The sequence below is a fragment of the Planktotalea sp. genome (assembly GCF_050633725.1).
In the GTDB taxonomy this organism is placed as follows: domain Bacteria; phylum Pseudomonadota; class Alphaproteobacteria; order Rhodobacterales; family Rhodobacteraceae; genus Planktotalea.
In genome coordinates this window covers 124,283-143,531 of record NZ_JBOEHB010000019.1, presented here as the reverse complement: position 1 = coordinate 143,531, position 19,249 = coordinate 124,283, and the positions used below count along the sequence as shown (strand labels likewise).

The 19,249-nt window shown below is 53.8% G+C and carries 20 protein-coding genes; 9 read left to right on the top strand and 11 right to left on the bottom strand.

Features of this window, described 5'->3' with window-relative positions; genetic code table 11:
- Positions 1-10: 10 nt before the first annotated feature.
- The 5 genes from pqqE to pqqA are packed head-to-tail and all read right to left on the bottom strand — an operon-like array spanning position 11 to position 3,133.
- On the bottom strand, positions 11-1,096 hold the full coding sequence (pqqE, locus tag ACRBCU_RS15525; protein WP_431366304.1) for a pyrroloquinoline quinone biosynthesis protein PqqE: 1,086 nt from the start codon (positions 1,094-1,096) through the stop codon (positions 11-13).
- The gene (gene pqqD / locus ACRBCU_RS15520) at positions 1,096-1,371 is read right to left on the bottom strand and encodes a pyrroloquinoline quinone biosynthesis peptide chaperone PqqD (protein WP_431366303.1); all 276 of its coding nucleotides are present in this window, start codon (positions 1,369-1,371) and stop codon (positions 1,096-1,098) included. Before pqqD ends, pqqE begins: the two co-directional genes overlap by 1 nt.
- Positions 1,368-2,111 (bottom strand): pyrroloquinoline-quinone synthase PqqC, encoded by a 744-nt coding sequence (gene pqqC / locus ACRBCU_RS15515; RefSeq protein WP_431366302.1) that lies wholly within the window; start codon positions 2,109-2,111, stop codon positions 1,368-1,370. The genes pqqD and pqqC overlap by 4 nt, the downstream gene beginning before the upstream one ends.
- On the bottom strand, positions 2,108-3,004 hold the full coding sequence (gene pqqB, locus ACRBCU_RS15510; RefSeq protein WP_431366301.1) for a pyrroloquinoline quinone biosynthesis protein PqqB: 897 nt from the start codon (positions 3,002-3,004) through the stop codon (positions 2,108-2,110). Before pqqB ends, pqqC begins: the two co-directional genes overlap by 4 nt.
- Positions 3,005-3,028: 24 nt before the next feature.
- Complete coding sequence (gene pqqA / locus ACRBCU_RS15505) at positions 3,029-3,133, bottom strand: pyrroloquinoline quinone precursor peptide PqqA (RefSeq protein ID WP_348291846.1); 105 nt, start codon at positions 3,131-3,133, stop codon at positions 3,029-3,031.
- A gap of 88 nt (positions 3,134-3,221) precedes the next feature.
- On the opposite strand from pqqA, the gene ACRBCU_RS15500 reads away from it, so the two are divergent.
- The 3 genes from ACRBCU_RS15500 to ACRBCU_RS15490 all read left to right on the top strand — a co-directional run bounded on the left by ACRBCU_RS15500 (position 3,222) and on the right by ACRBCU_RS15490 (position 5,452).
- Complete coding sequence (locus ACRBCU_RS15500; protein ID WP_431366300.1) at positions 3,222-4,127, top strand: winged helix-turn-helix domain-containing protein; 906 nt, start codon at positions 3,222-3,224, stop codon at positions 4,125-4,127.
- Positions 4,128-4,231: 104 nt separating this feature from the next.
- Positions 4,232-4,798 (top strand): tetratricopeptide repeat protein, encoded by a 567-nt coding sequence (locus tag ACRBCU_RS15495; RefSeq protein WP_431366299.1) that lies wholly within the window; start codon positions 4,232-4,234, stop codon positions 4,796-4,798.
- 93 nt (positions 4,799-4,891) lie between these two features.
- Positions 4,892-5,452, top strand: a complete 561-nt coding sequence (locus ACRBCU_RS15490) for a tetratricopeptide repeat protein (RefSeq protein ID WP_431366298.1) — start codon at positions 4,892-4,894, stop codon at positions 5,450-5,452.
- Between the two features lie 543 nt (positions 5,453-5,995).
- Here ACRBCU_RS15490 and ACRBCU_RS15485 read toward each other — a convergent pair.
- From ACRBCU_RS15485 to ACRBCU_RS15475, 3 genes are read right to left on the bottom strand one after another with little or no spacing between them, the layout of a single operon-like run.
- Entirely contained in the window at positions 5,996-6,520 is a 525-nt protein-coding gene (locus ACRBCU_RS15485) for a Hint domain-containing protein (protein WP_431366297.1), read from the bottom strand.
- 18 nt (positions 6,521-6,538) lie between these two features.
- Positions 6,539-7,621 (bottom strand): Hint domain-containing protein, encoded by a 1,083-nt coding sequence (locus ACRBCU_RS15480; RefSeq protein WP_431366296.1) that lies wholly within the window; start codon positions 7,619-7,621, stop codon positions 6,539-6,541.
- Positions 7,605-7,829: a hypothetical protein gene (locus ACRBCU_RS15475; protein WP_431366295.1), complete on the bottom strand. Its 225-nt coding sequence runs from the start codon at positions 7,827-7,829 to the stop codon at positions 7,605-7,607. Before ACRBCU_RS15475 ends, ACRBCU_RS15480 begins: the two co-directional genes overlap by 17 nt.
- Positions 7,830-8,108: 279 nt before the next feature.
- On the opposite strand from ACRBCU_RS15475, the gene ACRBCU_RS15470 reads away from it, so the two are divergent.
- On the top strand, positions 8,109-8,999 hold the full coding sequence (locus ACRBCU_RS15470; protein ID WP_431366294.1) for a LytTR family DNA-binding domain-containing protein: 891 nt from the start codon (positions 8,109-8,111) through the stop codon (positions 8,997-8,999).
- Positions 9,000-9,121: 122 nt separating this feature from the next.
- Here ACRBCU_RS15470 and ACRBCU_RS15465 read toward each other — a convergent pair whose 3' ends face one another.
- The 3 genes from ACRBCU_RS15465 to ACRBCU_RS15455 are packed head-to-tail and all read right to left on the bottom strand — an operon-like array spanning position 9,122 to position 13,867.
- Positions 9,122-10,333 (bottom strand): sulfotransferase, encoded by a 1,212-nt coding sequence (locus ACRBCU_RS15465; protein ID WP_431366293.1) that lies wholly within the window; start codon positions 10,331-10,333, stop codon positions 9,122-9,124.
- 17 nt (positions 10,334-10,350) lie between these two features.
- Positions 10,351-11,556: a sulfotransferase gene (locus ACRBCU_RS15460; RefSeq protein WP_431366292.1), complete on the bottom strand. Its 1,206-nt coding sequence runs from the start codon at positions 11,554-11,556 to the stop codon at positions 10,351-10,353.
- A gap of 10 nt (positions 11,557-11,566) precedes the next feature.
- A complete protein-coding gene (locus ACRBCU_RS15455; protein WP_431366291.1) occupies positions 11,567-13,867 on the bottom strand; it encodes a sulfatase-like hydrolase/transferase in 2,301 nt (766 codons plus the stop codon).
- Positions 13,868-14,004: 137 nt separating this feature from the next.
- On the opposite strand from ACRBCU_RS15455, the gene ACRBCU_RS15450 reads away from it, so the two are divergent.
- From ACRBCU_RS15450 to ACRBCU_RS15430, 5 genes are all read left to right on the top strand, one after another.
- A complete protein-coding gene (locus tag ACRBCU_RS15450) occupies positions 14,005-14,712 on the top strand; it encodes a Crp/Fnr family transcriptional regulator (protein ID WP_431366290.1) in 708 nt (235 codons plus the stop codon).
- 106 nt (positions 14,713-14,818) lie between these two features.
- Positions 14,819-15,346, top strand: coding sequence for a thiamine pyrophosphate-binding protein (locus ACRBCU_RS15445; RefSeq protein ID WP_431366289.1), 528 nt, complete (start codon positions 14,819-14,821; stop codon positions 15,344-15,346).
- A 13-nt stretch (positions 15,347-15,359) separates the two neighbouring features.
- Positions 15,360-15,962: a thiamine pyrophosphate-dependent enzyme gene (locus ACRBCU_RS15440; protein ID WP_431366288.1), complete on the top strand. Its 603-nt coding sequence runs from the start codon at positions 15,360-15,362 to the stop codon at positions 15,960-15,962.
- Positions 15,959-17,575, top strand: coding sequence for a GMC family oxidoreductase (locus ACRBCU_RS15435; RefSeq protein WP_431366287.1), 1,617 nt, complete (start codon positions 15,959-15,961; stop codon positions 17,573-17,575). The genes ACRBCU_RS15440 and ACRBCU_RS15435 overlap by 4 nt, the downstream gene beginning before the upstream one ends.
- An 11-nt stretch (positions 17,576-17,586) precedes the next feature.
- Positions 17,587-19,209: an AMP-binding protein gene (locus ACRBCU_RS15430; protein WP_431366286.1), complete on the top strand. Its 1,623-nt coding sequence runs from the start codon at positions 17,587-17,589 to the stop codon at positions 19,207-19,209.
- Positions 19,210-19,249: the final 40 nt, after the last annotated feature.

The window sequence follows — 19,249 nt, the reverse complement described above, 5'->3', positions numbered from 1 at the left end:
GTACTGGCTGCTACGGGCTGGTGCGGTAGATCAATTCTGCGGTTTCATCCAATGAATAGCTTTCCGCGAGCGCCGTCATCTTTTGATGATGCGGTGATTTGATACACACAGGGTCGGTGGCAGCGGCATCTCCGGCGATGGCCATCGCCTGACATCTGCACCCGCCGAAATCAAGCTTCCGGCGATCACAGGATTTGCAAGGTTCCTGCATCCAATCTTCTCCGCGATACGCTTTGAACGCGGAGCCATGATACCAAATTTCTGACAGCGATTTGCTTTTCACGTTATCAAAGCTGAGCGAAGGAATGGTTTGTGCCGCATGACACGGCAGTACAGTGCCGTCGGGCGTCACATTTAGCCCAGTGGTGCCCCACCCCCCCATACAGCGTTTGGGGTATTCACTGTGATAATCCGCTGGCACGTAATCTATCACCATCACACCTTTTAGACGTTCGCGGGCTTCCGCTACGATCTGGCTTGCTTCTTCCGCCTGCGCACGCGTGGGCATCAGGGTTTGGCGGTTCAACAGTGCCCAGCCGTGAAACTGCACAACTGCGACTTCCATCCGGCGCGCTTTCATCGAGACGGCCATTTCAATCGCTTGCGGTAATTGATGCAGGTTTTGTCGGTGCAGTACTGCATTGAGCGTTAGGGGAAATCCCGCCTCCACAACCCAATTCGCAGCCTGCATCTTGCGCTTGAAACCGCCTTTGTAGCCGCCAATCCGATCTGCCATATCAGCGTCAGTGCCTTGCAAGGAAAGCTGGACGTGATCGAGCCCCGCCGCGTCCAATTCAGACAAACGTCGCTCCGTTAATCCGATCGCCGAAGTGATAAGATTGGTATAAAGCCCCGCCTCGCGCGCAGCGGTGACAAGTTCCGTCAGATCGCGCCGCGATGCGGGTTCGCCACCTGAAAGATGCAGCTGTAGAACACCCAATTTCGCAGCCTGATCAAACACATCAGCCCATTGGCTTGTGGAAAGTTCACTTTCCTTTTTCGCCATTTCGACGGGATTGGAGCAATAGGGGCACGACAACGGGCAACGATAAGTCAGCTCTGCCAGCATGGCGATTGGGGCGGGTGGTTGTGCCATTATGTAAACTCCAGAAAACGGCGATCCGCCAGGCCTGTCAGAAACTCTGTGACATCGCCTTCTATCTGTTCGATAGGGGCCTGATATTTTGTGGCAAGCGCGCCGACCAGATCGCCAAAGCAGCACATCCCGTCGACCTCGTTCAAGATCGCCAAACCTATCGGATCAAGATCAATTGTGCGCTCTGGCGCGAGCAAAACCCACCCCCCGCGCACTTTGTCTTCGTGAAGGCGCACCCCTCGCGGGAGCACAGGGATGGCAGTATGAGCAATCATGCGGAATCGATCAGATATGTGTCTGGTTGCCAGCCTCCCGGCGGAATTCGGCCTGGTGAAACATAGGCTCCATGCAATGCGTCAAGCTGCGCCCATAGGACGTCTGTTTTAAAAATAAGCGCCGCAGCGGCAGCATCCTGTTTTTCAGCGGTGTCTGCATGCTCCAGCACCCAAGCCAAACCAAAAGCTACGTCCTTAGGGGCTTCCTGCAAACGATTGCGAAAGTACGAAAGGCTACGATCATCGGCAAAATCATAGTTCGCCAGCAAACCCTCTATCCGGGCTGCATGAATCTTGGGTGCGAATAATTCCGTAAGCGATGCGGCAACCGCCTCAAGTAATGTCTTGTCACGCACAAAGCGCACGTATGCGTCTACTGCAAATCTTGTAGCAGGCAAAACGCCCTGTTTGCTGGCTACAAAATGACGGTCTAGCCCAACCGCGTCGGCCAACCGCAGCCAACGCTCAATCCCGCCTTCGTTCTCTGTCGTGCCGTCATGATCTTCAATCCGCGAACGCCACGCCCGGCGCAAGGCTGGATCTTCAACACGGCTCATGAACGCGGCGTCTTTGATCGGGATGCTGGCCTGATAGTAGAATCTGTTGATCACCCAAGCGCGGACCTGCTCAGGCGTGCAACCGCCCGAATGCAATAGGTCGTGAAAAGGGTGCTTGTCATGATAACGCTCTGCCCCGATTTGGCGCAGACGCGCTTCGAACTCTGCCGCTGATGCGGTCATATCTCGAACTCCATCCCGTCTTGCGCCACGATCCACCCTGCCTGTTCCGCCAGCGCTTTTTCTGTCGAGCCGGGACGCAGAACGGGGTTGGTATTGTTCATGTGCACAAAGATCTTTTGATCAACCTTTACCCCGTCAAAGGCGGCAATAGAGCCATCGGCACCTGACATCGAGATATGCCCCATACGCTTGCCAGTCTTCTGGCTGAGGCCCGCGCGCAGCATTTCGTCATCCTGCCAAAGGGTGCCATCAAACATCACCATATTCGCGCCCTCAATTCTTGCCTTCAGATCGTCAGGCATGGCGGCACACCCAGGTATGTAAAACGCCCGCTTGCCAGATGCCTCCAACTCCACACCCACTGTTTGCTCGCCAACAAGATCGGTTTGCACCGTCTCCCCTTCCAGATAGAGCGGCACCTTGCCCGGCACCGCAATAAGCCGCGCTGTGATCCCGCTGACCAGCTCAAACGGTTCATCCAAAACGATTGCCTTGCGGCTCACAAAGTCAGGATTCAGCGCGTTGAAGATTGGATTGTCGGCGATAACCTGTTGAATTTCGGCGGTGGCAAACAGTGTAAAGGCCTGTTGCTCGCGCAGGGTTAGCAGACCAGCAACATGATCAATGTCTCCATTTGTCAGTAGAACTGACTGTATCGGAGATTTGCGCAAGCCTGTCGGATGCAAGGCCGTTGCCCGTGCTAACTGTTCTCGAATATCGGGGGATGCGTTAACAATAGCCCAATCCGCCCCATTGCCAGAAAAGGCAACAGAGGATTGTGACTGAGCCGATATGTCACCGGCCCGCGCCAGATTGCAATTTTTGCAACCGCAATTCCATTGCGGCAGACCACCACCGGCTGCCGCACCTAGAACATGAGCGCGAAATGTCATACAAACGCTCCGCGCAAAGAAGTTTTAGAACAATACGCCGTCGTCGCTCTCGCGATCGCCGTCTGGTCCATACATGTTGATTTCCATACCGCATTCGATTTCACGAATGATTGGTTTTGACCATGCCATCTGATTTCCTCCCAAAAAATGTAGCTTACTTGGTGGCATCAGTCTCGGCTTGTCACGCTTCAATGTCTATGAGACCAAGGTGTTGGTCATGCTCTGCATTATATCGAACCGGAAATCTACTAAAGGCCAATTCACTGCTGTCGGTGTCTCGTATAGCTTCCATCCCATGCCACGTATACTGACCATACTGTGTTTGCTCTTTGCGGCTTGTGCCGTGGTGCTTTTGTTGCGACCAGATCCTTGGAAAAAAGCAGAAGAGAAAGCACAGACTGACACAAAGCGACTTGTTGAGTTGATTGCTCGCCCAGACAGAATTGGGTGGCGTATGACCGAGGATCTCAGCTTGACCCGCGCTATGCTATGGGATCCTGAAGGAAAGCAACGTTATCCCGATCCATCCGGCTTCACCCCCCTGCTTTACGAGTTCACCGAAGATGAAACCCGTGAGTTAGCCAAGAAACAGGCTTATCTGGATGACCCCGTTTGGGAGACGTTTGATGCCTCTGGCAATGAACTGATGTACTGCAACAACGCGCCTGCCGCCTGTCTGATCTTCGACCGCGTTGCGCTGGAAGAGCAGCTTGGCCTGCGTCAGGGCGCGCTGACCTCTCCACATCGCAGCGCGGGTTGGTTCATGGCATTCGCTTTAGCGGCAGTCTTATGTGGTGGACTAGCGCTTCGTTTGTCGAAAGGCGCTAGAGGGCGACAAGACGCCTTTTCACTTTCGCCTGACAGGCACAGTGCAATGCGTGGTTCTCTCGAAATTTCGCTTAGCCCCCGTGATCTCAAAATTCTGAAATTTCTAGAGGCAAAGGGCGGTGCGGTCGCAACCAAGGACGAGCTCTATGACGCTGGCTGGGGGCGCGATTTCATGCCTAACTCGCGCGCCCTTGATCAACACATTATCAATCTGCGCCGAAAATTAGACCCCGACAAATCCCGACCGGCTCTTATAGAAACCGTCCATGGTGTAGGGTACCGTCTGCTACGCTAAGCCGGCCCTTTTTTGCATACTTTTTGCAATTTTTTTGCACATACATCACACATGCTTCTGTGTCGTATGATTGCTTCTAGGCAGATTAAGCGATGGAGCACCCAATGAAAAATACAATAGCGACCGCCCTGCTCTTGGCAGGTATAAGTGCTGCCCCGATTTTTGCCCAAGATCGCGAAAGCCACGTGTCGGATGAGTTTGGCACCAAAAACCCTGATGAGCTGTCATTGCGCGGTGCGCTTGATCGTTTGCGGCATGGGGAATGGCACCCGATGACAAGTGCCATTGGATATGGTGCAGCGAAAGCAGGGATGCATGGCGTTGCCCGTGAAATCTTTTCTGACAGTGCCGAACGGGGAAACGTCCAAGGCATGACTTGGTTGTCATGGATGGAAGACAACGGATTGGCTGGCCCTGAAGACCCCGAAGCAGCTGCACACTGGGATCGGCGCGCAATGGAGTTAGGCTCAGAGATCGGCGCGTTCAATTTCGGTCTAGATGTTTTGCGAGGGCGCGGCGTTCCCTTTGATCGTGAACTAGGTGAGGCCATTATCCAAAGAGCCGCGAGAATGGGCAGCCCGGATGCGCAACACTTGATCGAAAACGACTACGATCTGGACAGTGTCACCCCTGACGCTGACGAATGGAAGTATGAGAAGAAGCTGTTCTAATAGCTCTATTCTCAAAAACGACCAGCTATCGGCCCGCCCACCCCAACGGGACCCGCTTGGTCGAAACAAGAACTTAGGCACTAAGGATAAACAATGTTTGTATCGAGAACGACGCTCTGCCTTATTCTGCTCACAGGTGCCGGAGTTGCCCAAGCAGAGCCCCCTGCCAAAGTCGAAAATGAGTTTGGGGTTCTCAACCCCGAAGACACGGGCGTAGCCATGCTGAAACGCAAAATCGAGATGGGCGTGATTGATTCCGTGACCTGTTCGCTCGGCATTAACGCGACAAAGAACAGCGACCACGCATTATCGCGAAAACTAACGCGGCTTTGCGCAGAAGCAGGCTACACCAAGGCAATGACGTGGATGAGCCAGCTTGAGAACAATGGCTTGGGCGGAGACTACAACCCCGACGCCTCGGCTGAATGGGACCGCCGCGCCGCCGAAGCTGGAGATTCAGTCGGCAAATTTAACCATGGTCTAAACTTGATGCGCGGACATGGCACTAGGTTAGATCATGCGCTTGGTCGCCGTTTTGTTGATCAGGCCGCAAAGGAAGGATTGAGGATAGCCAAGCGATTGCAAGAGGCTGACTATGATCTGAATGAAGTCACCCCAGACGCGGACAATTGGAAATACGGAAGTCACTTTTAATTATTGAAGCCTGCGATTGCAATTTTACTTTCGATCAATTTGAAATTGTATTCACCTTGCAAAGCGACGTGTTTTAGAACTTTTACAGAAAACAATGCTGCTCCGTTGGAGTTGTCACCAAATCAATAAAAGCGATCCGCATTAAATTTCCACCACAGGTTTTAATTGCTTATATTTATTCCCGCCAAAGACACGGAAGTAATCTTTTCAAAAATCTAGCGCTTTGATGGCGCAATTTTTTGAAAAACCAATGCTGCCAGAATAATACCCAAACTCGCTAAAACTGTGATGACGCAATAGAGCAAAAATACTTTGAAAAGAGGGACACCTAGCAAAAGCGCGCAGACCGTAATGCAGCTTGCTATGAGCGATGCGAGAAGACTTGCCGCGAATGCCATAGGCGGCGATTGGCAATCGTCTCTCATGTCGCAAACTTTCGTGGCGGTGAGAGGACCAGACGGGAACGTCCGGTTTGCATCACACGCGATAGCAGCGTCTTTCGCGCTACAAAGCTCTTCCGAGAGGCGGGGCCTTTTGATAAAATCACTCATCGTTCAACAGAGCCTTTCGGATCAGTTGATTGTTTTTGCTGACAGATGGCGTGCTGGTGAGTACCTCGCGCGAGTAGCCAACAACCGCGACCCCATCGGCGATGAAAAGACTCTCATACTCAAAAAACAGCGCAAAATAGTCAGCCCAATGAAACTCGTTCTTTCCCGGGCGCTTGTCGCTTAGGTATTCGCAATCGGCGACGCAGCGTATCCCATAGGGACCTTGGGGCCTCTGTTTGGATGGCGCCAAGATACGTTGCTGAGATGAAAGGAAGACATCCCTATGGGGCTCGTCACGGCCAAATGCTCCGGCAGGGATCATGACCGGAGTGAGGTCAGTGGCTGGCAACCGGTCGCGTCCCGCACCACTGAAAATAGGGACCCCGCGGCTCATCACGGCGAGAATTGTAAGAGATTTCGTTTTCCCAAAGGCTGAGCAAACCTGATCCCCCGCCTTAAGTTGCTCAACAGGGCAATACCCTTCCCTAGTCAAAACGCGCGTGTTTTTTAAAAGCATAGTACTTCTCCTGCTCGCTTAAACCGCATCTAAAAGAGGCGCGCGCTGGATCTCTAAAAAGAGCAGCTTTGCTTCGTTTCTGCGCAAAGACCGGCGAGCAAGGTAACGGTGAGTGGTGGACTCGATGTCTTCTAATTCAGGGAAAAGGCTGAGAACTTCATGACGCGCCGCAGGCGAGAGCGAGCGCAACGCGGTATCCCCGGGGTGAAAGCTCTCTGACCAGCATTCGTTAGAATAAACGATCTCATGCTGATCAAAAAGCAGGTGGTAGTACTCGACCAAACCGCTGCGCCACAATCGAACGCCCGGGATGCTGAGCAAGTGAATGGCAGGAACCAAAACTTCTGTCTCACCAAAAAGGATTTCACACATAGGGTCCTTGATGAGCATCCTGTGTTGCGGAGAAACGGAAATATCTCGTTCGTTTCCAATCACACCTGCTGGGATAAACACAGGGGCAATATCACCTACCGCTGGCACTTTCTTTTTGCCAATCCAGCGAAGCTGTTGGTACCCGCGATCACGTGTCAAAACTTGTGCGTCGACCTCTAGGTCTTCGACTTTGACCATCCCATCGCGCGTGGCGATCTCAGTCCCTTTGGTGAAGCAAACAATCTGAGCCCCGAGCAGCAAATGTGGTCGAACAGGGGTATTATCGGTAAGGCCATTGAACGTGTAAGAAAGTCCCGCTGGTGGCACGCCATCCGGAAAAACCAGGAAATAGCCGTCTTCGTTTGGATCGGTGACATCATTGTCGTTGTTCAGATCAACATCGATAACCGCGACGCTGTATACCGTTCCGTCTCCTGCGGTTACAGAGAACGTAAAATCGTAAAGTAGCTGACGATCTATACCTCCGATGTTAGCGATCTGTTCATCTATTGAACCAATTCGCTCATCGGGCGAGATAACTTCATTGACTTCGTCGCCGTTGAAATTAGTTGCGAGTGGGCTTGCTTCTTCCACCAAGAACGAGGTGGTCGAACCGGTCCAACTCCAGCTGCTGCCAGCCGCTGGAAGTGTGGCATAGTTAAATGTAGATCCATTGACGGTGCTTTGTGAGCCTAAGATCGTATCGACATATCTATAATATACAGGCATTGATCACCTCCATCTGTTCAAGTGAAGGTTGCTCGGCGCTAGAGGTGCCAACGCATCGCTTTTTCATTTGTAGCAACTGAATATCGATCTGCTTGGCGGGGCCTGCCTTCCAAGGCAGGGCCAAAGCTTCGGCATTCAAATTTGCCTCTCTAGTATCAACGCCGGCATAAGATCCAATGCCGGGCCATTTGCTATGTGCAATAATCACTAATTACGTCTCCATCTTCCGAATGCGTTCAAGGTTTCGCGATTCGAAACCCGCTTTCGACATTCAAGGGACACCGAAGCCTTTGTTTCTGTTAGGACGTTTTCAATTTCAAACGGCTACTTTTCGAGAAATGGACGTCATGACGAGTTCACGAAGCGTGAACCGGGTGTTGAAAGAAAAGATCGACTTGAGTGCTGATAGAGAGCCGCTTTAAGTTGCTTTTTGCCTGAGGCGTATCTATTCGGGCCAAAAAAACTAGAAGGTTCGGAGGAGCAATAATTGAATCTGATTCAAACAATACTAAGCAGGCCACCGACACTTAAGCCGAGCGAAGTAGAAATCGTCACGATGCGCGGGCGCATACTTCGGTTTAGCGAAGTTGAAATGCGCCATGCCTTGCTGAATCCTCATTTTTGCTTGTACCTATTTCTCGCCGCTTTGCTCTATTTCTGGGCAGACATCCATGGGCTTAGCTTTTACCTAGAAACGCCATTGCTGTTCCTCTTTTGGCAATTCGCTGCGGTCGTGACCGTCGTGTTTTATGTCGCGTTTGTGTACAGCTGGGGACAGGTCTCGAAACGATATGGTTGGATCAGGCCGTTTTTGCCTGCTGTCCCACTGGTGACGATCTGGCCAACCTTACTCATCAGTCGGATCGTTCTCATTTCGATATCCGACGCTCCGTTCCCCAGTTTCGAAGATCATGTTCGTGCTTGGATGGTGACCATGGTCGGTGTTTGGGTGTTCGAATTGTTATACGTTGAGTTTGTTCAGCCAGTTGTAGAGGCGCGCTATTCTCGCCTCAGCGTTGATCGCGAAAAAAAGAAAGTCCCGTTCGTTGTTCTGGCATCAAATGCATACCCCATTGATATGCTGAACTTCGTCAAATCGGCGGATCACTATCTTGAAGTCAATCTTCTGACAGGTTCGAGCGAAACGGTTTATGGCAAACTCTCTGAAGTGCTGCTGCAAACCCAGCCTGAATGGGGTATTTCACCACATCGATCCTATTGGGTGTCCAAAAATGCGATATCCGGGCTGAAGAATGATGGAAGAAAAATGTTTCTTGCTCTACGAAACGGCGATGAAGTTCGGGTTGCAGAAGCGAAGAAAAAGGAGGTCAAAGATTGGCTCCTTGATCAGCGCCCCGAGCTTCTAAAGTCGCGCTAACGTCTAAAAGCACCTATCATACCACTGGCTCATTCATAGGCTCAAACAAGCGCATCCACATCGTCTGAGGCACGAGGCATCGGATATGGACGTTGCTGCCATTGGGCAGCGGCCTCACACATTCAACTGAACGCAGATTGTTTTAAGAACCTGTTTTCATATTCGGCGAAGCGCTCAGAGAGTTCGCCTTCACTCAAGCCAAGTTGTGACAGGTCATAGTCATGCGTCCCATGCTTGTTCTTGGCGTTACCTTGCAGATGATCCTTGAGTGTTTCGCGTTGCTCCGTACTCAGCTGAATTTGCGCGTGATCATAGATTGCCTTAACGCAGCGCATCGGATCGGCGACAAGATCAACATACCTAATATCAAGGATTTTACCTGGGTGCTTTAGCCGTGCAGCAGCGTTTCGCTCGATTGAGCTGTCGGTCAGTTCGAGAATGGCTTCGGCTTCGCGTACGGGGTCCAATGTGCGCACTGCAAGACTGCGGGTGATCGCACCAAGGCTCATATAGCTGCCAAGTTGCTCGTTCATATCACGATGAGTTTGCACTATGATCGCTTCGGGAAAAACATCCAGCAATTCGCTTATTCCGTCCACATGATCAGGGGCCTTCAGCACCAACCGCTGATCGGGGTAGTGTGTTTGCAGATAGGACAGCGCTTCGACATATTCTCGGTATTTGTCGGTTCTGTCGGCCGTGTTGTACCACTCCATGAACGAATACACAGGCGCTAGGTTCCAGTAGAGCCGCGATTGCATAGAACTTGCTGTCATGAACATGCATTCCTCAGGGCTTTCGGCGCGGATCAAGTGAACGCCATCAAGCTCTGGAGTGAGCGCGCGGCGCACATCCAGCACTGCATTTGCCTCGTTCTTTCGAACCTCGGGCGTGTCGCTTTCACTGCGAGGAAAGGGGCGCATAAGCTGCCAATAAGGCAGCGAGGCGTGGTTCGGATCGGACGCTAGCAGACGATGCAAGAACGTCGTGCCCGTGCGCGGCAGGCCCGTCACAATGATCGGCGGGATCGGGCGCGCTGCCAGCTTGCGGGCCCTGCGCAAATCTTGCATCAAAACGCGGTTTTCCAGTTGGGTGCGGATCATGCCTGCCAGCAGCATCCGGCCATAGGCGTTGAGGTTTGCATCTTCGTTGACCGAAGAGCAAAGCCGCGCCAAAGGCTCTTCAAAGATGTCAGGACCAAAGTCACCGCTACCAATACTTTGCGCCGCCGCACCTTTTAGCCAATCGGGTGCAAACACTTCAGGGACCGCGTCCATCTGAGCGGCAAGCTGAGGGAAGTTTGCGCGGATGCGGCTTTCAATCTCTGAGGTCATGGCACTTACCTTCGGGCTTATGGGTTGAATTGATCGACATATGGGCCAAACCGCGCTGCGACATCCGCATCGGTGAGGCCAAAGTCGCTGATATGGTATTTGTGGTGACCATATTTGTGCTGTTGGTTCTCGCGGGTGTGTTTGGCGACGGTCTCGGCGGTTTCATCCGTCCAATCCATGCCAAAACGCTCATACACGCGGCGGACAGACCCGATTGGGTCTTCCAGCATGTCCGTATAGCGATGATCCCAAAGCGGGTTGTTGAACTTCTGGCGACAGGCCATGTGTTTTTCCACCTCCCGCGCGGCATTATCAAGCCAGATTTTTCCGAGCGATTTCACATCGCGTTCTTTCACCCCGAGCGAATGAACCAGATCGCTGAGCGAAATGTATGATGGAACAGATTCCGTCGGCTTGCGGTGCGTCATCACGATCATGGCCTCAGGCAAATGCCGTGCCAGCTCTGGCAATGCATCCATATGCTCGGGGCTTTTCATGACCAAGCGCTTGCCCGGCACGCGCGCTTGCATCACGCGCAGCAAGTCAGCGTAGTCTTCGTATTTCTTGTCGCGATGATCCCCGTCGAGGAAATATTCAATGTAGGATGGGCAAGGCAGCACCTCCGCCATTGCGCGCGAAGCAAAGCTTTGGCCCATCATCCAGAAACACTCTTCAAGTGTGTCTTCGCGAATGTAGTGCGCTGCGTCGAGGTGAGGGGTGAAGATTTTGCGCGGCAAGATCAGCCCCTTGGCGAATTTCACCCGCGCTTCAACAGTGTCCTTCGGGCCGCGCGGCACAGGCGACATGAGTTCCCACCATTCAAGGCCGCGATGCCCCGGCGCAGCGGCGAGCATTCTGTGCAGCGCTGTTGTTCCTGTGCGCGCCAGACCCGTCACGATGATGGGGGGTATCAGATCGGTCTTCAGCTCTGGTGCGTTGCGATTGCGCATGTCTTGCAGGCAAAGGCGCGTTGCCAGAAAATTCACGATCATATCCCGCGCGAGCACGACGCCATAGGCATTCATACCCGCCTCGCGGTTTAGACTGTCGCAAAGGATTTCAAGCCCTTTGCGATAGTAAGGATCGCCGAAATCTGACAATTTGACCCGCTTCTTAGCCGCAGCCTCGAGTGTGTCAGGATCGACCGTCAGCGGTACAGCCCCCAGCTTTTGACCCAGTGTTAACGCCCCAACAAGGCCTCGGAATGCGATGGGTTTTTCCATGTTCTTCTCCTTACCAGTCTTGCTGTGCGAGTTCTTCGGCGCGGTTCACCATCGAGCCAGGTGCCTGTGCGCCAGGTGTGACTTTGACCCAATCGATGCGACCTGAATACGCGAAACTGCCCCGCCCTTCGCACTCTGCCGAGACTTTGGTTTTGCGATCCAGCCCGACATCGAAGCCTTCTCCGTTCAAAAGCAAAATACAGGGCGACATGTTCAAATCCCCCTCGGTGCCTCCCTCAAGGGAGATATGCGCCTCACCCTGCAAGCGGCCTTTGGCGGTGTGCGAAAGTGTCAGCAGCTGCTTGCCCGCTGTCAGCCCAAGACGCAGATCGCGCTTCACAAGGAAGCCGCCGTTGTAATGCACAACAAGCTCGCCGCCCTTCACGAAAGCACAAAAGCCTCGCAGGCTGTCGCCCATAGCAAACAGCACCCCTTCCATGCCGTCTTCATAGTTAAACGAACAGGTCAGCTCATAGTTGCGATCTGCAAAAAGCGCCGAGGCTTGAATGGCCTGCGTGCTCTCTGTCCCTTGATAGAAAATATAGGGCCGATTCACATCCTTAATGCGGTGCGGATCATGGGTAAGCGCGCGCACGAGCGTACGATTATCAAGCGGATAGGCATAGTTCTCAAACGCGTCCTGATCGAAACGTTCAATCAAGTCTTTCAAAACATCTGGGTGCTGATCTGCGAGGTTCCTAGTTTCCGTCGGATCGGCCTCAATGTCGAACAGAAGCCAGTTGCCCAGATCAAGCTTTTCACCCGGAGGTTGGAGCGAGGCGATTTTCCATTTACCGGAAATGTAACCGCGGTTGCCTTCAAGTTCATAATACTGCTCGGATCGTTTCGACTTGGCAGCACCGTCCGTCAACATATCAAGGAAGCTGACCCCATTAAGGGTCCGCGTGCGGTAGCCATTGTGCTGCTGCGGATACTGAAGCCCCAACATTTCAAGCAGCGTTGGCATCACATCGGTCACATGCACCCATTCGCCGCGCACCGCGCCCTTGTCTTTCAGACGAGCAGGCCAATGCGCGAGCATCGGCACGCGAATGCCGCCGTTCATCGGCGTACGCTTGAAGAAACGGAACGGCGTGTTACCCGCATTGCCCCAGCCTTTGGGATAAGCAGGCGACGTGTTCACAGCGCCCAAAGCGCCGCTTTCGAGCATCTTGCGCGCCAATTCTGGGTTTTCCTGCTGCGTCACGCGTTTTTCGGTGAAATTCGCAGCCCCGTCGTCCCCCCCGATAGAGGAGGCCCCGTTGTCAGAGGTAATCAGGATCAGCGTATTCTCCATCTCACCAATCTCTTCGAGAGCGTCGATCAAGCGGCCAATATTCTGATCGATATTGTCGACGAGACCCGCGTAGATTTCCATGTAGGCAGACATGATGTCCAACTCGCTTTCGGGCATGTCCTCCCACTTGGGCACTCCGGGAGACAGCTCGGGCAAGTCCCACTCGCCGATCACGCCCAGCTCTTTTTGACGCTCAAAACGCTCAGCGCGGATTGCATCCCAACCGGCATCATAACGGCCTTTGTATTTGGCCATATCCGCTGGTTTGGCATGATGCGGCGTATGCGGCGCGTTGGTGGCGAAATACATCAAGAACGGCTTGTCATCGGCTGCGGTCTTATGCGCCTTGAGCATTGAAATCGCGCGATTGGTGAAGTCGTCCGTCGAGAAATAGTCCTCGCCGTAGTCCTCAATTGGCAGCAACTCATTGCCTTCGACGATCTGCCCCGGCGCATGGTAGTTTGTCTCAGCGCCAAGAAATCCATAGAACCGATCAAAGCCGCGCTGGAGCGGCCATGAGGATTTGTCAGCAGCAGCCGTCAGATTATAGTCGGCTGCATTGTGCCACTTGCCAACCGCGTAAGTCGAATAGCCAGTCTCGCGCAAGATTTCGGGAAAGGTCGGCGCATCTTTGGAAATTTCGCCCGCTTGAAAACCCGGATAGCCGGGGTTTGCGTGGGTGAGCCAGCCAACCCCAACCGAATGAGGGTTCTTCCCTGTCATGATAGCGGCGCGCGCGGGCGCGCACATCGGCACAGTGGTATAATTGTTAAAGCGCAAGCCGTTCGCGGCTAGACGGTCCATATTGGGCGTCTCGATTTCCGAGCCAAAGCAACCCATTTCGGCAAAGCCAAGATCATCAAGGAGGATGACAACGATGTTTGGCGCGCCCTCTGGTGCTTTCACAGGTTCGGGCCAATACGGCTCGGACTCTGAAAAAGTTCGGCCAATTTTTCCGTGCCAATTTGCGCCCGGGTCGCCGTTCTTTAGAAGATCGTCATCACTGTTGGCCATTTTGTCCTCCCACTTTGCATGCAGGGTCACGGAGTGACGGGATGCAAACTATCACTATCGTGACAATTCAGGTCATGTTTGCTTTTCGAAACAGAAAATGACGGTTAGGCTATGCGCACCTTAAGCATGGTGTGCAAATGTCTTGGACAACCCAAGAGGTCACCGACCTCATCACGAACAGTAAGATACTCAAGAAACCTTTGCCCGAAAGCGCCGTTGAGGCGCTGCTAAAAAAGGGAACTGTCAAAGGTTATGAAAAGGGCGCGCTGATCCTTCAGCGGGGCGAACAGGAGACGCGGTTTTTCGTATTGCTCAAAGGCACCGCGCGCTTGTCGGCGCACACGCTGTCGGGGCGTGAGTTTGTTTCGATCTTTGTGGAGCCGGGTAACTTTTGGGGCGTGCATGCCTGTCTTGATGATGTGCAAGAAAGCCATGACGCGCTTGCGGAAACAGAGGTCGAGGTTCTTGCACTGCCCGCGAAAGCGCTGCGCGATCTGATGTGGGAAAACCGCGACGTCCAAGAGGCCTTGATCGCATTTCTATGCCAACGGTTCCGTATGGCGCTTGATGTGGCAGAACAATTCGCGACGTGGAAACCGCGTGCGCGCCTTGCTTGGCGGCTTTTGTATCTCGCACAATCGCATGGCATCGTTGCCCACGGACGCAGAGGTCTTGAGGTCGCCGTGTCTCAGGAAGCGCTGGCATCCATGATCAACCTGTCACGCCAACGAACCAACATTCTGCTAAAGGAAATGGAACGCGAAGGGCTGGTGCGGCTGGAGTATGGCCGTATCGGTGTGCGCGACGTAGATGCCATGCAGGCGCTGCTCGACAATCCAACCTAGCCGACTTAGGCGGCGCGAGTTCCTGAACGCACTGTCACTTCGGTGACAGTCAAGTCTTTCCCCTTTGCGCAATGCTCGCGTCAAATGACGAGGGAGGATGCCGCTAATGGCCATTACCGACTATGCGATTCCAGCGAGTGCGCTGCATGACGCGTATCGCGCACAAGGGGTGAATGCGGTGACAACCGTGCCTGATTTTGTGCAATTCGCATTGCATGATGCAATGAAATCTGACGAAGACGTGCGCTACATCGAATGCAGCGCGGAGAACCAAGCGCTGACGACGGCGATGGGCCTTTATGTTGGCGGCATGTCACCGATGGTGATGATGCAGAACCAAGGCCTGCTCAATTGTCTCAACACGTTGCGCTCAGTTGGCTTGGACGCAGGTATCCCGCTTGTTCTGTCCGTCGGAGCTTTCGGGCGCGAGTTTGCCAATCTTGGCCAGCCCATCACTGAAAGCCGCCGCGCCTGCGTCAACCTTGTCGAGCCGGTCATGGCCGCGATGGGCATCCCGTTCTTCCACCTCGAAACAACGCAAGATTTGCCGAAAGTTGCCGAAGCCTTTGCCACAGCAAAACAACAACAGCGCGCGGCTGTGGTCCACATCGGCCACTACCCGAGCTGGACTTAAGAGGAGACAGGATATGAGCATTCAAGTTATCGAAGCCTGCTTCATCGTTTCCAAGATGCGCGGCCCTGACACGATTATTGTACACACCATGTCGGCCATGCCAATGATCTCGGCAATTACCCCCAGCCCGCTCAACATTACGAGTGTCCCGCTGATGGGCGGCGCTTCGGGCATCGGGCTTGGCCTCGCTATCGCGCAGCCAGACCGCAAGGTTGTGGTACTCGATGGCGATGCGAGCCTGTTGATGGAAATGGGTGGCATGGCGCAGATCGGCGATCAGGCCCCTGCAAATCTCATCCACATCGTATTCAACAACAACACGCAATTTGGCGGCGTGGCCAATCTGGATCGCCCTGGCGGTTCTGGTTTTGATTTCTGCGCGGTTGCCAAGGCCTCAGGCTATTCGACCGCGAGCAAGTTCTCCACAGTGCCCGAACTGGTTGAAGGCGGACCGGCCCTCATCGGCTCACCCGGACCACATTTCGTGGAACTCGAGATCGCCAAGCCGCCGAAGTTTACCCGCGAAAGCCCCCAGCTTGAGTTCCCAGACATGCAATTTGAGCGCATGGGCGCCGAAGCCAGAGCGATGATGGACGCTCTCGGTGTCAGCAAATGAGCCTTTCGTTCGATTACATCGTTGTCGGAGCTGGCTCGGCGGGATGTGTTCTGGCCAACCGCCTCAGCGAGAACGGTAAATACACTGTCGCGCTGATCGAGGCTGGCGGCAATGACAAGCATTTCTGGGTCAACATGCCGCTCGGTGTCGGTCAGCTTTTGCAAAACCCACGATTTGCATGGGACTATTGGACCAACCCTGAAAGCTCGCTCAAGGGGCAGCAAGTCTATTGGCCCCGTGGCCGTGTGCTGGGCGGATCGTCCTCGATCAATGGCATGATCTTTGTGCGCGGTGAGCCAAAGCGCTATGATGAATGGCGCGATGCGGGCAATGACGGTTGGGGCTACGACGACTTACTGCCCTATTTCAAAAAGCTTGAAGATGCCCCCGAAGGCACAGGCGAAAAGCGGGGCAAAGGCGGGCCTGTGACCTGCTCTTTCGGCACCTATCGCGACCCTGTTTCGCACAGCTTTATCGAGGCGGCGCAGGGTGTCGGTATCCCTTATAACGATGATTACAACGGCGAACGGGCAGATGGTGTTGGCTGGCTGCAGTTCTCAATCCGCAAGGGTCAACGCTGCTCAACTGCCAAGGCCTATCTGCATCCCGTAATGGGACGCCCCAACCTAACTGTGATGACTGGCTCGCCCTGCGAACGCGTGACCTTTGAAGGCAAGCGCGCCACTGGTGTCGTCGTTGGCGGCGATGGTGGGCAACGAACGCTGACTGCCAAACGCGAAGTGATCTTGTCGGCGGGGCCAATTATCAGCCCGAAGATACTGGAACTTTCAGGCGTTGGGTCTCCCGAAGTCCTGAAACAGCATGGCATCGATGTTCTGCACGCACTGCCCGGAGTAGGCGAGAACCTTCTCGATCATTTGCACACACGTTTTAACTACAAGATCAACAAAGCTGTCACCGTCAACGACCTCATGTCGAGCAAACTGCGCGGCGCGTTTGGGTTGCTGAAATACCTTGTGACCCGCAAGGGCCTGATGGCGATCCCATCGGTCACGGCGCATGCGATGACCAAAAGCCACGAAGCTGCGCCCTATGCCGATCTCAAGCTGCAAATTGCGATGTATAGCGCAAAGGATCGCTATCTTGATGATAGCAATGGCCCGCCTACTGATCCCTTCTCGGGTATCGGTCTGGGGCAATTCCATATTTACCCAGAAAGCAGAGGGTCTGTTCACATCAAATCGGCCAACGTAGCCGAGCATCCAGACATGAACGCTAACTATTTCTCAGCTCAGGGTGATGCGGAAACCGCTCTGGCAGGCATGCGCAAGCTGCGCGAAATTGCCAAACATCCTGCTATGGCCAATCATATCATCGAAGAAACCGAGCCGGGTCTAAACTTCGATAGCGACGCTGAAATTATCGAATTCATGAAGGCCACTGGCCAGACTTCATGGCATCCGATCAGCACTTGCCGCATGGGTAACGGGTCGATGGATGTGGTTGACGCACGGCTAAAGGTTCACGGGCTTGAAGGGCTGCGGGTGGTCGATAGCTCGATCATGCCGACCATGCCTGCAACAAATACGAATGTTCCCACGATCGCCATTGGCGAAAAAGGCGCGGATATGATCCTCGCCGACGCGGGATAAGGGAGGACAAAATGGAAAAAACTTGGCTCAAGAAATACGGCGACATCCCACACGAGATCGACGCAAGCGAAACCGGAACGGTCATCGATCTGCTGAAGGAAACGGTCGCAACCTATGGTGACAAACCCGCGTTCCACGCGCTGCACACGAACCTGAGTTTTAACGAGGTTGATCGTCTCAGCACGGCTTTCGCCGCATGGCTGCAAAACAGCCTTGGCATCAAAAAAGGCGATCGCATTGCGCTGATGATGCCGAACCTTCTGGCCTTTCCAGTGGTGAGTTTCGGGATCATCCGCGCAGGAGCCGTTCAGGTGAACGTCAACCCGCTCTACACCGCGCATGAATTGCAACATCAACTCAATGATAGCGGCGCTGAGACGATCGTTCTGTTTTCTATGGCCACGCCGACCTTGGCTGAGATCATCAAAGACACGCCAGTTAAAAACGTGATCACCCTTGGGCTTGATGATTTGTGCGGCTTGCAACAACCCAGCCCCCCCGTGCACGAAGACCTGCGCGCCACATCTGTGCCTTTGCCGCGCGTGCTGGCCGAAGGGTTGCAGATGGAGTTCAAAGAGCCTCAGATCACTCATGACGATCTCATCTTCCTGCAATACACAGGCGGAACCACGGGGCTGTCCAAAGGTGCAATGCTGACCCACGGCAATATGACCGCCAATATTGAGCAGTTCACACTTTGGCTCGGCGACAAGATGGAACCAGGCAATGAGACGGTCGTCACAGCGCTGCCGCTTTATCACATCATGGGCCTGATGGTGAATTTCCTGAGCTACTTCAAAGCAGGTGCGTTCAACGTCTTCATTCCCAACCCACGAGATATGCCGGCCTTTGTTGCTGAATGGTCCAAATGGCAGGTCTCGGCCTTTGTCGGGGTGAATACGCTCTACGTCGGTTTGATGATGACACCGGGCTTTGAGAAATGCGATTTCAGCGCGCTTCGCCTAGCCATGGGCGGCGGCGCTCCAGTGCAAAAGGCGGTCTCGGATCGTTGGAAAGCGCTGACTGGCCTTCACATCACCGAAGGGTACGGCCTGTCCGAAACAGCGCCTGTTTTGACCGCCAACTTGATGAGCGAAACAGATGCTACGGCCACAATTGGCCTGCCGTTGCCATCAACCGACATTTCTCTGCGCGATGACGAAGGGAATGAAGTTGCACCCGGTGAAGCCGGCGAATTGGTGGCGAAAGGTCCGCAAGTCATGAGCGGCTATTGGAACCATGCCAACGAGGACACTTTCACCGAAGATGGCTACTTCCGAACTGGCGACATCGCCACTTATGCAGAGGATGGTTACTTCCGCATTGTGGATCGCAAGAAGGACATGATCCTTGTGTCGGGCTTCAATGTTTATCCAAACGAAATCGAAGATGCCTTGGCGCATTTGGACGGTTTGGTTGAAAGCGCCTGCATCGGTGTGCCGGATGAGAAGACAGGTGAAGCAGTCAAAGTCTTTTGCGTGCGCAAAGACGCGAGCGTCACAGAAGAGGACGTCATTGCCTTCTGCCGCACTGAATTGACCGCATACAAAGTGCCCAAACAGGTGGTGTTCATGGAGGAACTACCGAAATCAACCGTGGGTAAGATCCTGCGCCGAGAATTGCGCGACGTGTAAGTCATTGCGAGCGGCAGATTGTAACGTGGGTGACAGACTC

Excerpts from the sequence above, each read along its gene's own strand:
- ACRBCU_RS15485 (WP_431366297.1), bottom strand. The coding sequence starts at position 6,520 with ATGCTTTTAAAAAACACGCGCGTTTTGACTAGGGAAGGGTATTGCCCT.
- pqqB (WP_431366301.1), bottom strand. The coding sequence starts at position 3,004 with ATGACATTTCGCGCTCATGTTCTAGGTGCGGCAGCCGGTGGTGGTCTG.
- pqqA (WP_348291846.1), bottom strand. The coding sequence starts at position 3,133 with ATGGCATGGTCAAAACCAATCATTCGTGAAATCGAATGCGGTATGGAA.
- ACRBCU_RS15455 (WP_431366291.1), bottom strand. The coding sequence starts at position 13,867 with ATGGCCAACAGTGATGACGATCTTCTAAAGAACGGCGACCCGGGCGCA.
- ACRBCU_RS15495 (WP_431366299.1), top strand. The coding sequence starts at position 4,232 with ATGAAAAATACAATAGCGACCGCCCTGCTCTTGGCAGGTATAAGTGCT.
- ACRBCU_RS15440 (WP_431366288.1), top strand. The coding sequence starts at position 15,360 with ATGAGCATTCAAGTTATCGAAGCCTGCTTCATCGTTTCCAAGATGCGC.
- ACRBCU_RS15430 (WP_431366286.1), top strand. The coding sequence starts at position 17,587 with ATGGAAAAAACTTGGCTCAAGAAATACGGCGACATCCCACACGAGATC.
- ACRBCU_RS15450 (WP_431366290.1), top strand. The coding sequence starts at position 14,005 with ATGTCTTGGACAACCCAAGAGGTCACCGACCTCATCACGAACAGTAAG.
- ACRBCU_RS15445 (WP_431366289.1), top strand. The coding sequence starts at position 14,819 with ATGGCCATTACCGACTATGCGATTCCAGCGAGTGCGCTGCATGACGCG.
- ACRBCU_RS15490 (WP_431366298.1), top strand. The coding sequence starts at position 4,892 with ATGTTTGTATCGAGAACGACGCTCTGCCTTATTCTGCTCACAGGTGCC.
- ACRBCU_RS15465 (WP_431366293.1), bottom strand. The coding sequence starts at position 10,333 with ATGACCTCAGAGATTGAAAGCCGCATCCGCGCAAACTTCCCTCAGCTT.
- ACRBCU_RS15460 (WP_431366292.1), bottom strand. The coding sequence starts at position 11,556 with ATGGAAAAACCCATCGCATTCCGAGGCCTTGTTGGGGCGTTAACACTG.
- ACRBCU_RS15500 (WP_431366300.1), top strand. The coding sequence starts at position 3,222 with ATGCTCTGCATTATATCGAACCGGAAATCTACTAAAGGCCAATTCACT.
- pqqD (WP_431366303.1), bottom strand. The coding sequence starts at position 1,371 with ATGATTGCTCATACTGCCATCCCTGTGCTCCCGCGAGGGGTGCGCCTT.
- pqqC (WP_431366302.1), bottom strand. The coding sequence starts at position 2,111 with ATGACCGCATCAGCGGCAGAGTTCGAAGCGCGTCTGCGCCAAATCGGG.
- ACRBCU_RS15435 (WP_431366287.1), top strand. The coding sequence starts at position 15,959 with ATGAGCCTTTCGTTCGATTACATCGTTGTCGGAGCTGGCTCGGCGGGA.
- ACRBCU_RS15480 (WP_431366296.1), bottom strand. The coding sequence starts at position 7,621 with ATGCCTGTATATTATAGATATGTCGATACGATCTTAGGCTCACAAAGC.
- pqqE (WP_431366304.1), bottom strand. The coding sequence starts at position 1,096 with ATGGCACAACCACCCGCCCCAATCGCCATGCTGGCAGAGCTGACTTAT.